Annotated in this window: 13 protein-coding genes; all 13 read left to right on the top strand. The window is 63.6% G+C overall.

What is annotated here, in order from left to right:
* The first annotated feature begins 33 nt into the window (after window positions 1–33).
* The 13 genes from ACMLHZ_RS03930 to ACMLHZ_RS03870 all read left to right on the top strand — a co-directional run bounded on the left by ACMLHZ_RS03930 (window position 34) and on the right by ACMLHZ_RS03870 (window position 14022).
* Window positions 34–975 carry a 2-keto-3-deoxygluconate permease gene (locus ACMLHZ_RS03930; RefSeq protein WP_418666494.1) on the top strand — a complete coding sequence of 314 codons (942 nt, stop codon included), beginning with the start codon at window positions 34–36 and terminating at the stop codon, window positions 973–975.
* 130 nt (window positions 976–1105) lie between these two features.
* On the top strand, window positions 1106–1252 hold the full coding sequence (locus tag ACMLHZ_RS03925; RefSeq protein WP_418454884.1) for a hypothetical protein: 147 nt from the start codon (window positions 1106–1108) through the stop codon (window positions 1250–1252).
* Window positions 1252–1917, top strand: a complete 666-nt coding sequence (gene deoC / locus ACMLHZ_RS03920) for a deoxyribose-phosphate aldolase (RefSeq protein WP_418666493.1) — start codon at window positions 1252–1254, stop codon at window positions 1915–1917. Before ACMLHZ_RS03925 ends, deoC begins: the two co-directional genes overlap by 1 nt.
* An 84-nt stretch (window positions 1918–2001) precedes the next feature.
* Entirely contained in the window at window positions 2002–2766 is a 765-nt protein-coding gene (locus ACMLHZ_RS03915) for a ZIP family metal transporter (RefSeq protein ID WP_418666492.1), read from the top strand.
* A gap of 162 nt (window positions 2767–2928) precedes the next feature.
* The gene (locus tag ACMLHZ_RS03910) at window positions 2929–4209 is read left to right on the top strand and encodes a hypothetical protein (RefSeq protein WP_418666491.1); all 1281 of its coding nucleotides are present in this window, start codon (window positions 2929–2931) and stop codon (window positions 4207–4209) included.
* Window positions 4210–4295: 86 nt separating this feature from the next.
* A complete protein-coding gene (locus ACMLHZ_RS03905; RefSeq protein ID WP_418666490.1) occupies window positions 4296–4994 on the top strand; it encodes a response regulator transcription factor in 699 nt (232 codons plus the stop codon).
* A 35-nt stretch (window positions 4995–5029) separates the two neighbouring features.
* On the top strand, window positions 5030–6502 hold the full coding sequence (locus ACMLHZ_RS03900) for a sensor histidine kinase (protein ID WP_418666489.1): 1473 nt from the start codon (window positions 5030–5032) through the stop codon (window positions 6500–6502).
* A complete protein-coding gene (locus ACMLHZ_RS03895; protein ID WP_418666488.1) occupies window positions 6499–8352 on the top strand; it encodes a hypothetical protein in 1854 nt (617 codons plus the stop codon). The genes ACMLHZ_RS03900 and ACMLHZ_RS03895 overlap by 4 nt, the downstream gene beginning before the upstream one ends.
* Before the next feature lie 34 nt (window positions 8353–8386).
* The gene (locus ACMLHZ_RS03890; protein WP_418666487.1) at window positions 8387–10255 is read left to right on the top strand and encodes a hypothetical protein; all 1869 of its coding nucleotides are present in this window, start codon (window positions 8387–8389) and stop codon (window positions 10253–10255) included.
* Window positions 10256–10264: 9 nt separating this feature from the next.
* Window positions 10265–11197, top strand: coding sequence for a DUF1385 domain-containing protein (locus tag ACMLHZ_RS03885; protein ID WP_418666486.1), 933 nt, complete (start codon window positions 10265–10267; stop codon window positions 11195–11197).
* Window positions 11191–12060 (top strand): peptide chain release factor N(5)-glutamine methyltransferase, encoded by an 870-nt coding sequence (gene prmC, locus ACMLHZ_RS03880; RefSeq protein ID WP_418666485.1) that lies wholly within the window; start codon window positions 11191–11193, stop codon window positions 12058–12060. The genes ACMLHZ_RS03885 and prmC overlap by 7 nt, the downstream gene beginning before the upstream one ends.
* Window positions 12061–12207: 147 nt before the next feature.
* On the top strand, window positions 12208–13359 hold the full coding sequence (gene recA / locus ACMLHZ_RS03875) for a recombinase RecA (RefSeq protein ID WP_418666484.1): 1152 nt from the start codon (window positions 12208–12210) through the stop codon (window positions 13357–13359).
* Between the two features lie 6 nt (window positions 13360–13365).
* The gene (locus ACMLHZ_RS03870) at window positions 13366–14022 is read left to right on the top strand and encodes a regulatory protein RecX (protein WP_418666483.1); all 657 of its coding nucleotides are present in this window, start codon (window positions 13366–13368) and stop codon (window positions 14020–14022) included.
* Window positions 14023–14047: the final 25 nt, after the last annotated feature.

Below are 14047 nucleotides of genomic sequence, written 5' to 3'. Positions count from 1 at the left end.
GCGGCCTTTTTTGGCAAGAAAGGAATGGGGGCAATGAAACTGCTCCGGGGGATGCGGGTGGTGCCGGGCGGGCTTTTGCTGCTGCCCATGCTGCTGGCTGCGGTGATCAACACCCTGTGGCCCGGCGCGCTTTTGGCGGGCGGGCCGGTCACGGCGGTGTGTTCCTCCGGCGGGGTGATGGCCTGCATCGGTATGGTGCTTTTCATCACGGGCGCGCAGATCCGGGTAAGGCAGCTCCCCGGGGCGCTGCGTGGCAGCCTGCTGCCGGCCCTTGTGAAGATAGGGCTGGCCTGCCTGGCGGGCTGGGCGCTGGGGCGCTGGCAGAGCGGAGGGCTTTGGGGCCTGACCGAGCTGGCTCTGGTGCCCGCGCTTGCCAGCTGCAACCCGGGCCTGTATCTGGCGCTGATGCAGCAGTACGGCGGTGAGAGCCAGCGGGCGGCCTATGGACCCCTGAATTTGCTGGGGGTGCCGCAGCTGCCCTTGTTCGTGCTGTGTGTCAGCGCAGGCGCCACGCCGGATCTCAAAAGCCTGTTGGTCGCGCTTGTGCCCTTTGTGCTGGGCATCCTGCTGGGGAACCTGGACCGGGAGCTGGCGGCTTTTGTGGCGCCGGGCAGCGCGATCCTGCTGCCGTTTCTCGGCCTTGGGCTGGGCAGTTCGATCAATTTGATCGCGGCGCTGCGGGCCGGGCCGGGGGGCCTTTTGCTGACGGCGCTGTTCCTGGCGGCAAGCCTGCCCGCAATGTTGCTGCTGGACCGGCTGGCGCTGGGAGGCGACGGGACCGCGGGCATTGCGCTGTGCAATGTGGCGGGGGTGACCACCGCCGTGCCGGCCATGGCGGCCCAGCTGATACCGCAGTACACCGCGGGCGCCGCTGCGGCCACAGCCCAGCTTGCCATGGCCGCCGTGCTCACGGCGGTCCTGTCGCCGCTGCTGGTGCGCCGGTATGCCCGCCGACGGGAAAAAAGTGGCGTTTGAAAACCTAGGTCTGCCCCATAAAAAGGGGGTGGCGGGCCAGGCCGGTCTGTGGTATACTAAAGCCAGAAAATATGGCCGATCCGCGGCCAAACGCGGGCCGCTGCGGCCACAAAACGACAGGAGGCTTTTTATGAAAGGGTTCGCATTTCGCCTCACCGGGCTGATCCTGGGCATCATCGGCGCAGCCGTGTCGGTGACCGCCATCGTGTTCAGCGCCATTGGCATGAGCAAGGCCCGCCAGTGCAAAAACTGCAAGCTGGGGGGACACATCAAATAATGGAGAAACAAGCCATCCTGGCCAGGGTGGATCACACCCTGCTCACCGCGGCCGCCACCTGGCCGGAAATTCAAACGATCTGCGACGAGGCCAGGGAGCACCACACCGCCTCGATCTGCATCAACCCCGGATATGTAAAGCAGGCTGCGGAGTACCTGCATGGCGCGGTGCCGGTATGCACGGTGGTGGGTTTCCCCCTGGGGGCCACCGACACCGCCACCAAGGTGTTCGAGGCGCGCACCGCCATTGAAAACGGCGCCGCCGAGGTGGATATGGTGATCAATATCGGCCGGCTGAAAAACGGCGAGTATGACTTTGTGCGGGACGAGATCGCCGCCGTGAAGCGGGCGGTGGGCACAAAGGTGCTCAAGGTTATCATCGAAACCTGCCTGCTCACCGACGCGGAAAAAGAAAAAACGTGTGACCTGGTGTGCGAGGCAGGCGCCGATTTCATCAAGACCAGCACCGGCTTTTCCATCGCGGGCGCCACCTTTGCGGATATTGAACTGTTCGCCCGGTGCTGCCGCGGCCGCTGCAAGATCAAGGCGGCGGGCGGCATTTCCACGGTGGAAGACATGGAGAAATTCATTGCGCTGGGAGCCGACCGGCTGGGCACCAGCCGCGCGGTAAAACTGCTCGCAGGCGAAGAGGCGGCCGGCTACTGAGCGGCGTTTCGCACGCGCGGCCCCACATAACCGAAGCGGACACCCCATATCCTTGTACAAAAACAAGGATATGGGGTGTTGTTTATGTTGCACGCGCTCATTGTTACAGCGCTGGCGGGATTGGCCACCACGCTGGGAGGCATGGCGGCGGTGGTGCGGCGGCCGGGCAAGCGGATCATGGCGCTGGCCATGGGGTTTGCGGCGGGCGTGATGCTTACCGTGAGCCTGGCCGATATGCTGCCCGCTGCCCTGGGGGAATATCTGGCGGCCTTTTCACCCTGGGGGGCGGGCCTTGCCGCGGCGAGCCTTCTGTGTATGGGCATGGTGGTGGCGGGGCTGCTGGAAGGGGTTCTGCCGGAGGAAAAGGCGTTCCGGGGCGTGGGCGACAGCCAAAAGGCCCGGGTGCTGCGCAGCGCCCTGGTCACCGCCCTGGCCCTGCTGCTGCACAACCTGCCGGAGGGCATTCTGACCCTGTTCACGGGGGTGGCGGACCCCCAGGTGGGGCTGCGGCTGGCACTGGCCATCGGCCTGCACAACCTGCCGGAGGGGCTGGCGGTGGCAGCACCTCTTTATTATGCCACAGGCAGCCGTGCAAAGGCGGTGGGGGCCGCCTTTTTGTCCGGCCTGGCCGAGCCGGTGGGGGCGGCGCTGGCGTTTTTTGTGCTGGGCCGCTTTTTGACCCCCGGCTTTTTGAACGGCCTGGTGGTGCTTGTGGCGGGCATCATGAGCTGGGTAAGCGTGTTTGAACTGCTGCCCACGGGCTTTGGCTTTGACAAAAAAGGGTGGACGGCCGCGGGCTTTGGCGCGGGCCTGGTGGTGATGACACTTGGAATCAGCGTGCTTTCGTGATATAATAACCACGTTGTGGTTATTGTATTTCATTTTAAGGCGCGCGGCCTCGCCCCCCAAGGGGCAACCGGCCGCAGTGCGCATTATATCACGATGCTGCGCTTTCGTGATATAATAACTTCTATATAGCTCCACAGAGCATCCCGGAAAGGAGGCGGCCCTATGAGATGTATCCGGCGCTTGTGCCTGGCGCTGGCAGCCGCCTGCCTTCTTTCCGGTTGTTCCATGGCGCCTGCGGGGGTGGACGAGCTGCTGCGCGCGCCCCAGCTTACCGGTGAACAGAGCCAGGTGCAAAAAGCACTTACGGCGTATCTGGGCGAGGCGCCGCAGCTGAAGTATCCGACCCAGTCCACCGGTGGGCCGCTTTCGCCGTTCGTGTTCGGGGATTGGAACGGCGATGGCCGCACCGACGCTGCGGTGTTTTATGTGAGCGCGGCCAAAGGCCAGAACGTTCATGTGGCGGTGCTGGAACAGCAGGAGGGCACCTGGGCCGTGACCCAGGAAAAGGAGGGCCTGGCAACCACGGTGGAGAGCATAGCCACCGCTTCGATTCAGGCCACCGGCGGCACCCAGCTGCTGGTGGGCTATGCCAGCGCCTCGGGCGAAAAATATCTGGCGGTTTACGATTACCAGCAGCAGACCCTGAGCGAGGTGCTGCATGAAAGCTATTCCCAATATGAGCTGCGGGATATCACCGGCAGCGGTGCAAACGACCTGGTGATCATCAGCTCCTCCCAGGGGGAAGGGATGCAGCTCAAGCTGTTCACCGCCGAGAGCGGGCGGTTCATTTCCACCCAGCAGCTGGCGCTGAACCCCCAGTTTACCAGCTGTGAGGGCCTGTATTCCAGCCTTGGCGAGGATGGCAGTTACTACCTGATCCTGGACGGGCAGACCGGCAGCGGCGTGAGCCTGGCCAGTGCGATCCTGTATTACGACGCCCGCCTGCAGCAGCTGGGAGAGTATGCGGCCATCACCGAGACCGACCTGTACAACGCTACCCAGCGGTATTCCCCCCTGCTGCGCAGCCAGGACATCGACGGCGACGGCACGGTGGAGATCCCCCGCCAGATCGACACGGGGGGGCTGGGGGCGCTTACGGTGAATCGCCTTTCCTTTATTGCCTGGATGGACTACACCAGCGAGTATGAGCAGGAAAAAAGCTTCGGTGTGGCCGACCTGGAGTACGGCTATTATCTGGAACTGCCCGAGGCCCTGAAAGGGGATGTGATGGTGACCGACGGCGATTTGCCGGATTCCTGGCAGGTGCGAAGCGCCGACGGTGAAACATTGTATCTGACTGTGCGGGTGACCGCCCCCGGGGTGGAGGGCGCCGGCTATTTCCGTTTGGGGAACATCGGGGCGCAGAAGGTGCAGGCGCGCATCGGTTCGGCCCACGCGAGCCTGCGGCCGGCGCAGCTTGCCGGCGGCTTTGTGGTGCTGTGAGCGCCGGGCCTGCCCTTGCTGCAAACAGCACAAGGCCTGGGACCGGTTGTGAAAAGAAAAAATTCTTCCCAAGGGAGGTATGACCAATGAGAAGAGTTCTGGTAGTGGAAGACGAGGAGAGCATCCGCGAGCTCATTGCCCTGAACCTGCGCATGGCGGGGTATGAGGTCCTGGAGGCGGGCAGCGCGGAGAAGGGGCTGGAATTGCTGGGCAGCGAGGGCAAATGCGACGCGGCAGTGCTGGATGTGATGCTGCCGGGCATGAACGGCTTTTCGCTGTGCGAGGCCATCCGGCGGGACGATGCGGCCATCGGCATTATCATCCTGAGCGCCAAAAGCATGGAGCAGGACAAGATCCGGGGTCTGTCCATCGGCGCGGACGACTACATGACCAAGCCCTTCAGCGTGTCCGAGCTGCTGGCAAGGGTGGAGGCGCTGTGCCGCAGGGTCAGCCGCGGCGCCGTGCCGGAAAGCCCTGTGCCGGAGAGCCGCATGGTAAGCGGCCGGTTCGTGCTGGACCAAAAAAGCCGTGTTCTCTACAAAGCGGGGCAGCCCATCGACCTGACCCAGGTGGAATTCCAGATCATGGAGCTGTTTTTTCAAAATCCGGGCACGGCCCTGGTGCGGGAAAAGATTCTGGAGGGCGTTTGGGGCGACAACTATTTCGGCGATGTGAAGATCGTGGATGTGAACATCCGGCGCCTGCGCATGAAAATAGAGGACGAGCCCTCCAAGCCGGAGCATATCCTCACGGTTTGGGGCTATGGCTACCGCTGGAACGGCTGAGAGGCTTTCAACGCTCAAGGGAGGAGGGCTGCCCTGTGAACAGCATCACCAAGCGCTGGCTGCGGGGCAGCCTGCTCATCACCCTTCTTATGGTAGCGGCTGCGGTGGGCATTTATATTTATGCGGGCTACACCAGCTATTACAGTGGGGCACGGCAGGCGATGATGAGCCGTATTTCCAGCATCACCGGCCAGCTCAAGCTCACCGGCGGTTCCAGCACGGGCCAGGCGGCGCAGAACCGCAGCCAGATGCTCTACCGCATGGTGGAGCAGTTCGACGCAAAGGATAAATTTGAATTTATGCTGCTGGATTCGGCCGGCCGGCCGCTGGCCACCTCTTCGGGCGCGACCCTGGCCTGCACCCAGGCCCCGGCGGATTTTGTGCGCGCTTTGGAGAGCAGCGACGGCACCGGAGAGCAGATTTATACCACCAGCGAGGGAGAGCGGGTTATGGCCGTAACCTCGCTGGTGCCTTATGCCAGCGAGGACGCCGCCGCCATGCGCATGATCACCAGCCTCACCCTGATCGACCAGGCTCTTGCGCGCCGCAACCTGCTGGCGTTGGGCCTCGGAACGGTGGTGGTGCTGTTCAGCGTGTGGAGCGGCCTGTTTTTTGTGCGCTCGATCGTAAAGCCTGTGGGCCAGATTGAGGCCGCAGCCACAGCCATTGCCCGGGGCGATTTGGCGGCCCGCCTGCCGGAAGCCCCCTACGACGATGAGATCGGCCGGTTGTGCGGCACGATCAACCAGATGGCAGAAGAGCTCTCCAAGACCGAGCGGATGCAGAGCGAATTCATCAGTTCGGTGAGCCACGAGCTGCGCACCCCGCTCACCAGCATCCGGGGCTGGGTGGAAACCATTGCCCAGATCCGCGACCCTGAGGACGAGAATTACCGTAAGGGCCTGTCCATCATCGGGCGGGAGACCGAGCGGCTGTACGGTATGGTGGAAGAGCTGCTGAGCTTTTCCCGGTTGGAGAGTGGCGTCAAGCTGGACTGCAAGCCTTTGGATTTGGTGGCCGAGCTCACCGACGCCGCGCTGTTTGTGCAGGCCCGTATGCAGCAGGAGGGCCTTACCCTGGAATACGAGGAGCCGGAGCTGCCCCTGCCCATCTGGGCAGACCCGGGCCGCCTGCGGCAGGTGTTCGTAAACGTGCTGGACAATGCCATCAAATATTCGCTCCCCGGCGGCGCCATTGCCATTGACCTTCTGCAGGATGGCGAGAACGCGTATGTTCTGGTGCGGGATCAGGGCAGGGGGATTTCTCCGGAGGACCTGGAAAACGTTAAGTTGAAATTTTTTAAGGGCAAGGGCGCGGTGCGGGGCAGCGGCATCGGCCTGGCGGTGGTGGACGAGATCATGACCGCGCTGGACGGCTCGGTGGACCTGGCCAGCGAGCTGGGCAAGGGGACCACGGTTACCCTGCGCCTGCCCCTTTACCGCAGGGATTTGCCCGGCCGCCCACAGGGCGCGCCGATTCAGGGAGAAAGCGAGGATACCGCTCTTTGATCACATTTATCCTTCTTTTGGCAGCGGCGCTGGCCCTGGCGGCGCTGGCGCACCGGAATTCTGCCGAAACCCTGCCGCCGGCGGCGCTGGCGGCGGCCCTGCTGACCTATGCCTGTACGGTGCTGCGCCACAAAAGCCTTGCACTGCCACTGGCCGCGCTGGTGTGCGCCGGGCTTTTGTGCCTGCTGCTTTGGCGCGCCCGGGCCGGCAGCCTTGCGGTGCACTGGGGCGAGGTGTTCAGCCCGGCCCTTGCGGCGCTGGCGGCAGCGCTGGCCGTTGCCTGGGTATGCGTGGCGCCGCAGCGCATGGCGGTCCTGGACGATCTGGTGCACTGGGCGCTGAACGCAAAGCAGCTCTGCTTTATGGAGCATTTTCCCACCGCGGCCGAGATCGCCAGCACCTACGGCGATTACCCGCCCGGCGGCCAGCTGCTGGGGGTTTTTCTGCATTTGGGCCGGCCCTTTTCCAAGACCCTGCTGTATTGGTCGAACCTGCTTTTGCTGTTTGCGCTGGAACTGCCCCTCTTGGGGCGGCTGCGGTGGCGCAAAAAGTTCTTGCCGGATTGTTTGCAGGTGCTGGGCGGAGCGGCCGCGCTGCTGGCGTTTCCCGCGCTGTACAACCGCTATTATACCATCAGCCTGGTGGCCGAGCCGCTGATGGCGCTGCTGCTGGGCTATGCCCTGTACATGGCCTGGGAGTGCATGGAACGGCCGGAGGCGCTGCGGATGCTGGGGGCCTGCATGGCGCTTTGCCTGCTGGCGCTGGCCAAGAACACCGGCCTTGCCTATCTGTGCTTTGGCCTGGTGGGCGCGGCAATTCTGTGGGGGCCGGCCCTGCACAAGGCAGGCCGGCGCGGCTGGGCGGCGGGTGCCGCCTTTGGAGCCTTGCCTTTGATGTTCTGGTACAGCTGGAAATGGCTGTGCGTCCAAAACGGCACGGTTTCCTATTTTACGGAGGACGCGCCCGCGGCCTACACCTGGCAGCACGCGAAAGCGTTTTTGCGGGGCGAGGGCCTGGCGGGCGAGGTGATCCCCCATTTTGTCAAAAGCCTGTTTCTTCAGCCGCTGAACAAACACATTGGCCTGTCCGCCCTGGGGGTGGTTGTGCTGGTATGGCTGGCGGTGCTTTGGGCGCGCCGCCGCCGGCCCGCGGCCGTGCCCCGGCGCTTTTGTGTGGCTCTGGGAGCTCTTACCGGCTGCTTTGCGGTGTATGCGGTGTCGGTATGCTATTCCTATGTGTATCTTTTCGACGAGTGGGAGGCCGAGAGCCTGAACTCTTTCAGCCGTTATATGGCCCCGCTGCCCGCCGCCATGCTGCTGCTGGCCCTGGGGCCGGTGCTGGGCACGGTGAAGGGGTTGAAAAAACGGCCGCGCGCAGCAATCTGTGCGGGCTGCGCCGCGGCACTGCTGGTGTGTGCCGGCCCGCTGGCCTACTGGACGCCCGCCGGGTATGAGGCGGCGGCAAAGGGCATCGACCGGCAGCAGTATGAGGAGGCCGGGCGGCAATGCAGCGCTGTGCTGCAAGATCTTAATGCCCCGGAGCGCGCGCGCATGGTGCTGGTGACCGATGGCCTTGCCACCGACCGGCCAAACCAGCTGCGCAAGTATTTTTTGCTGCCTGTGCAGACCCTGAACTGGTCCGAGGCGCAGTACGGGAGCTGGGAAAAGACCGGGGAGATCTGGCAGAATGCTCTGGTGGAAGCCGGTTACAACTATGTGTGGTGCGCGCCGGAAAGCGGGCCCACCCTGGAGGTGTATGGCATGAGGGACGCCTTGGGCAGGCCGCTGGAGCCCGGCGCGGTGTACGCTGTAACACAGGACGGGCGGTTTGAGCTGGAGCGCCTGGACTGAACCCGCAAACCAGAAAGAAAGGAGATGGGCCCCGGTGATACCGCTTTTGTTGCTGCTTGCGGCTGCGGTCGGCTTGGCCGCCCTTGCGCGCCGCAGTTTTGCCGAGACCCTGCCCCTTACGGTGCTGGCCGCGGTGCTTGTGACCTACCTGTGCACCGGGGCGGGATATAAAAGCCTGGCCCTGCCCCTGGTCGGGGCGGCGGCCTTGACGTTGGTGCTGCTGGCGGGGATAAAAAGCGCGAAAGAGGGTGGCGCGTTGCGGTGGCGCGCACTGGCAGGCCCCGCGCTGGCCGCATTTTTGGCGGCTGCAGCGGCCGCATTTTTCTGTGCGGGCCATATGCGGCTGATCAATTTTGACGATGTGGCTCACTGGGCCCTTTACACCCGCCAGCAGTGCGGGCTGGAACATTTTCCAAATGTGCTGGAAAGCGCCTCGGATTTTGCCGATTATCCGCCGGGCGTGCAGTTGTTGGCGGTGTTTTTGCAGATCGGCGCGCCCTTTCGGCATGCAATGCTGTTCACAGCCCAATTTTTGTGGGCAGCGGCCCTCGCTCTGCCGTTGCTGAAAGAGGCGCAGTGGAAAAACCGCTGGTGGAAAAATGCCCTGTGGGTGGTGGGCGGCGGCTTGCTGCTTCTTGGCCTGCCCGCCTGGTTCACAAAATTTTATACATATTCGCTCTCCGCCGAGGCGGTTATGGGCTTGCTGCTGGGGTATGCGCTGGTCACGGCCTGGCAGGCGCGTGAGCCCCGGCTGCTGGACGCCGCAGGGGTCAGCATGGCCCTTTCGCTTCTCATGATCGCCAAGAGTACCGGCCCTATGTACGCGGTCTTTGGACTGGCCGCGGTGCTTCTTTTATGGGCAAAACCGCTGTGGACGGCGCTGCACAGACCGATCACGGCGCTCACAGCACTGGTGGCGGTGGCCGCACCCTTTGCGTTTTGGGGCAGCTGGAGGCTGCTGTGTGCGCTCAAGCATACCAGTTCTTATTTTACCCAGGATGCGCCCGATGCGTACAGCGCCGCAAATTTGAAAGAGTTTTTCAGCTTTGGACCCAGGGTGCGCCCGGTAGCGATGCACTATCTGGAATATTTCTGCACGGAGGCCATGAACCAGGCGCGCTTCGGGCTTTCCGCGTTGGCGTTTTTGGCGGCGGTATGGCTTTCGGCGGCGCTGGCGATGCGCTGGCAGCGGGAGCGCCGCCGAAAGGTCCTGGCCGTGTTCGGACTGCTCACCGCCTGCTTTTTGATCTACGCGGTCATGCTGTGTTATTCCTACCTGTACCTGTTTCAGGACTGGGAGGGAGCGGAGCTGTCGGCCTATCACCGTTACATCATGCCCATGCCGCTGGCCATAGGCATGCTGGCAGCTGCAGTTCTGGCGCCGCAGCTGCGGCGCCTGTGGCGGCCTGGCCGCCGCTGGCAGGGCGCGGCAGCTGGGTTGGCACTGGCAATCACCTTTGGCTGGGGCGCTTTCAGCCGGCTGACCCCGGTTGGCTATACTGCACAGCTGGCCGGCAGCCAGCCTGGCTGGTACGCGGAGTACGGGCAGTACGAGGCCGAGTGTGCAGGGGCCGCGGCGGTGCTGGGGCAAACTGAAAACCGGGTGGCTATTTTGACGGAGCAGCCCGCCTGGGGCCATTCCTCCCGGCTGTTCAAGTATTTTTTTGCACCAGCGGGAACCTTTTCCTTAAATCCTCTGGAATATGGGAACCTTGCGGCGGCCCTTCAAGATTTGCTCACAAATCAGCAGTATACTAATGTTTGGTGTGCACCGGATTCCGGGGGCCTGCTCGCGGAGTTCGGTTTCACAGACAGCGAGGGCCGGGCGCTCCGGCCCGGTGCTGCGTACGAAATACAAAACGGCGCCCTGGTAAGGCTGGACCTTCCGGGCCAAGGAGAATAGGAAAAACAGATGGAAAAACCAAAGGCATGTTTCAAGACCAGCGTGGGCGGGCAGGCTCTCATGGAGGGCATCATGATGCGCGGCCCCGAAAAGATCTGCGTGGCGGTGCGCAAGCCGGACGGCTCGATCGACCTGAGCTATGACCAGGTGAAACGCCACCCCTGGCAAAAAATCCCGCTGGTGCGGGGGGCCGCCAACATGATCGAAAACCTGGTGCTGGGCTACCGCTACCTTATGCACTCGGCCGAGATCAGCATGGGGGAGGATTACGAGGCCGAGCAATCGAAATTTGACAAATGGCTGGAGGCGCACGCCGGGCCCCGCATGCAGAGCTTTCTGCTGGCGTTGGCGGCGGTGTGCGGGGGCCTTTTGGCCATTGTGCTGTTTTTGGTGCTGCCCACCGCCATTGTGGGGCTGATCGACCGCTTTTTGCCGCTGGGCGGCTTTAAGGTGGTGGTGGAGGGGGCGCTTAAGCTGGCGCTGTTCGTGGGGTACCTGTTCCTGTGCACCCGCATGAAAGAGATCCACCGGGTGTTTGAGTACCACGGCGCGGAGCACAAGACCATTGCCTGCTACGAGGCGGGCGAGCTGCTCACGGTGGAAAACGTGCGCACCAAAAGCCGCTTCCACCCCCGGTGCGGCACCAGCTTTTTGATCCTGGTACTGATCGTCAGCATCGTGCTGTTCAGCGTGCTGCCCTGGACCAGCACCGGCCTGCGGGTGGTGCTGAAGCTTCTTCTCCTGCCGCTGCTGATGGGCATCAGCTACGAGCTCATCAAGTTGGCGGGCCGGTACGACAACCTGTTCACAAGGATCATCAGCGCGCCGGGGCTGTGGCTGCAGCGGCTTACCACCTTTGAACCGGACGACTCGATGATCGAGGTGGCCATTGCTGCTGTGACCCCCGTGCTGCCCGAAACCCCCGAAGGGGCCGCATGGTGAGGAGCCGGGAGGCTTTTCGCGGCGTGCGCGACCTGCTTTTGCAGGCGGGCGTGCCCGACGCCGCGTTTGACGCGGGCGTTCTGATGGAACTTGCCGCCGGCAGGGATTGGCGCTGGCGGGAGGAGCCTCTCACTGGGGGCGAGCAGGCCCGCCTGAGCGAGCTTGCCCAACGCCGCGCCGCGCGGGAACCGCTGCAATACCTTGCGGGCCGGTGGCCTTTTTTGGATTTTGAACTGCAGGTGGGGCCGGGGGTGCTTGTGCCCCGGGCAGACACCGAGCTGCTGTGCGAAACAGGCGCTGGCCTTTTGGCGGGAAAACCGGAGCCCGCGGTGCTGGACCTGTGCGCCGGCAGCGGCTGTGTGGGGCTGGGGCTGAAACGCCTTGTGCCCGGCGCAAGGGTGACAGCGCTGGAAAAAAGCCCGGAAGCGTTTCACTGGCTGCAAAGAAACGCCGTCTCTGCGCTGCCGGGCAGCAGCGCGGCGGCCCCGGCCCTGCGCGCGGTGCAGAGGGATGTGTTCGGCTTTGAGGCGCAGCTCACCCCCGGTGGGCTGGATTTGATCCTGGCGAATCCGCCCTATGTCACAGAAGCCGAGCTTGCCCTCCTTGCGCCGGAACTCAGCTTTGAGCCGAGGGAGGCGCTGTACTCCCCCGGGGAGGGCCTGGCGTTTTACCGGCACATCGCGCCTGCCTATCGGCCCGCACTGGCGCCCGGCGGTTGGCTGGCCTTTGAGATCGGCTGGCAGCAGGGCGCGGCGGTGCAGCAGTTATTGCTGGCGGCGGGGTATCAAAATGTGGAGTGCCGCCGGGATCTTTCCGGAAACGATCGGGTCGTTTTGGGTCAGAAAACAGAAATTGACCTTTAAAACGGTCTTTTAAGAAGTTTTTACAACTAAAGGTTGTAAAATGCGGCGAAATCGTGTATAATAAACAGGAAAGATCATTTGGGCGGCGGCCGGGCCCCTGGGCCTTCAACGCGGCTGCCGCCGGCATGTAAGGAGCAGTGTTTAGCTATGGCAGAAAAGAAACCCATTCCCTCCCCCGAGCGCAAGGCGGCCGGGGACAAAAAAGACGCGCTGGAAACCGCCCTGGCACAGATCGAAAAGCAGTTTGGCAAAGGCGCCGTGATGAAGCTGGGCGCCAACGTGGCCATGCAGGTGGACGCCATCAGCACCGGCAGCCTGTCGCTGGATATTGCGCTGGGGGTAGGCGGTATGCCCCGCGGCCGCGTGATCGAGGTTTACGGCCCTGAATCCAGCGGCAAAACCACCCTGGCGCTGCATGTGCTGGCAGAGGCGCAGAAGGCCGGCGGCGAGGTGGCCTTTATCGACGTGGAGCACGCGCTGGACCCGGTGTATGCCCGGGCTTTGGGTGTGGACATCGACAGCCTGCTGGTCAGCCAGCCGGACACCGGCGAACAGGCCCTGGAGATCTGTGAAGCGCTGGTGCGCAGCGGCGCCATCGACGCCATTGTGATCGACTCGGTAGCCGCCATGGTGCCCCGCGCCGAGATCGAGGGGGAGATGGGCGACTCCCATGTGGGACTGCAGGCCCGCCTGATGAGCCAGGCCCTGCGCAAGCTCACCGGCGTGATCGGCAAGACCGGCACCGTGTGTATTTTTATCAACCAGCTGCGCGAAAAGGTGGGCATTGTGTACGGCAACCCGGAGGTCACTGCCGGCGGCCGCGCGCTGAAGTATTATTCCAGCGTGCGCATCGACGTGCGGCGGATCGAGGGCCTGAAGGATTCCAGTGGCCAGTTTATCGGCAACCGCACCCGGGCCAAGGTGGTCAAAAACAAGGTTGCGCCTCCCTTTAAGGAAGGCGAGTTCGACATCATGTTCGGCGAGGGCATCAGCAAGGTGGGCGAGGTGCTGGATTTGGCCGTCAAGCTGGGCATTGCGCAGAAGAGCGGCGCCTGGTTCAACTACGGCGAAACCCGCCTTGGCCAGGGCCGCGACAACGCCAAGATCTACCTGAAAGAGCACCCTGAACTGATGGAGGAGATCGAGACCCAGGTGCGCGCCAACGCCGACAAGCTGCTGGCCGCCGGCAAAAAGCCCATTAAGGGCGGCGTTGCCCCGGTGGCTGCCCCCGCGCCGGCACCCGCCGCAAAGGCGGCCAAGGCCAGCGAGGACGATCTGGACATCATGGTGGAAGATTAACCGGGCGTGGAAACGATCACGGTCACCCGCATCAGCCAGACAAAACGAGGGCGTTTTGCCCTGTTCTGCGGGGAAGAATTTTTGTTCAGCGTGGACAGCGAGACCTTTTTTGCGGAGCGCCTGGAGGAGGGCCGGGAGTTTGAGCCGGCCGGGCTGGACGAGCTGCGGGCCAAAAGCGACACCCGCAAGGCAAAGGATAAGGCGCTGGAGTATCTCTCGCTGCGGGACTACGCCTCGGGCGAGTTGTACGACAAGCTCTGCCTGAAATTTGACCCTCACTCTGCGGCTGCGGCGGTGGCGAAAATGGGCGAGCTGGGCCTGTTGAACGACGAGGCGTTTGCCCGGCACAGGGCGAAATATCTGCTGGGGCAAAACAAGTCCCGCAGCCAGATCGCCCGGCATTTGGCGGGAAAAGGCGTGGACCGCGCCATCGTGGACGCGGTGCTGGCTGAATTTTACGACGACGCGGGGTGTGACGGGGAGGAGCTGCCGCCCGACGCGGCGGCGGCCCTGCGGCTTGTGGAAAAGAGCTATGGCCGCAGGCTGGCCGAGGGGAAGCGGGAAAACGTGCTGGCCGCCCTGGCGCGGCGGGGCTTTTCGCTGCGGGACGCGCGGGCGGCCATTGAGCGCTGGCAGCAGGAGAACCCCGGCGCGGGGGAGTGAGGGCGCGGGGCAGCGCTGGACATTT

Source organism: Allofournierella sp. (assembly GCF_048388525.1).
GTDB lineage: Bacteria > Bacillota > Clostridia > Oscillospirales > Ruminococcaceae > BQOK01.
Note: the sequence above shows the minus strand (reverse complement) of the source record. Positions and strands in the feature narration are given on the sequence as shown.

Coding starts and splice junctions, on each gene's coding strand:
- ACMLHZ_RS03930 (WP_418666494.1), top strand. CDS start 34: ATGAAACTGCTCCGGGGGATGCGGGTGGTGCCGGGCGGGCTTTTGCTG.
- ACMLHZ_RS03925 (WP_418454884.1), top strand. CDS start 1,106: ATGAAAGGGTTCGCATTTCGCCTCACCGGGCTGATCCTGGGCATCATC.
- deoC (WP_418666493.1), top strand. CDS start 1,252: ATGGAGAAACAAGCCATCCTGGCCAGGGTGGATCACACCCTGCTCACC.
- ACMLHZ_RS03915 (WP_418666492.1), top strand. CDS start 2,002: ATGTTGCACGCGCTCATTGTTACAGCGCTGGCGGGATTGGCCACCACG.
- ACMLHZ_RS03910 (WP_418666491.1), top strand. CDS start 2,929: ATGAGATGTATCCGGCGCTTGTGCCTGGCGCTGGCAGCCGCCTGCCTT.
- ACMLHZ_RS03905 (WP_418666490.1), top strand. CDS start 4,296: ATGAGAAGAGTTCTGGTAGTGGAAGACGAGGAGAGCATCCGCGAGCTC.
- ACMLHZ_RS03885 (WP_418666486.1), top strand. CDS start 10,265: ATGGAAAAACCAAAGGCATGTTTCAAGACCAGCGTGGGCGGGCAGGCT.
- prmC (WP_418666485.1), top strand. CDS start 11,191: ATGGTGAGGAGCCGGGAGGCTTTTCGCGGCGTGCGCGACCTGCTTTTG.
- recA (WP_418666484.1), top strand. CDS start 12,208: ATGGCAGAAAAGAAACCCATTCCCTCCCCCGAGCGCAAGGCGGCCGGG.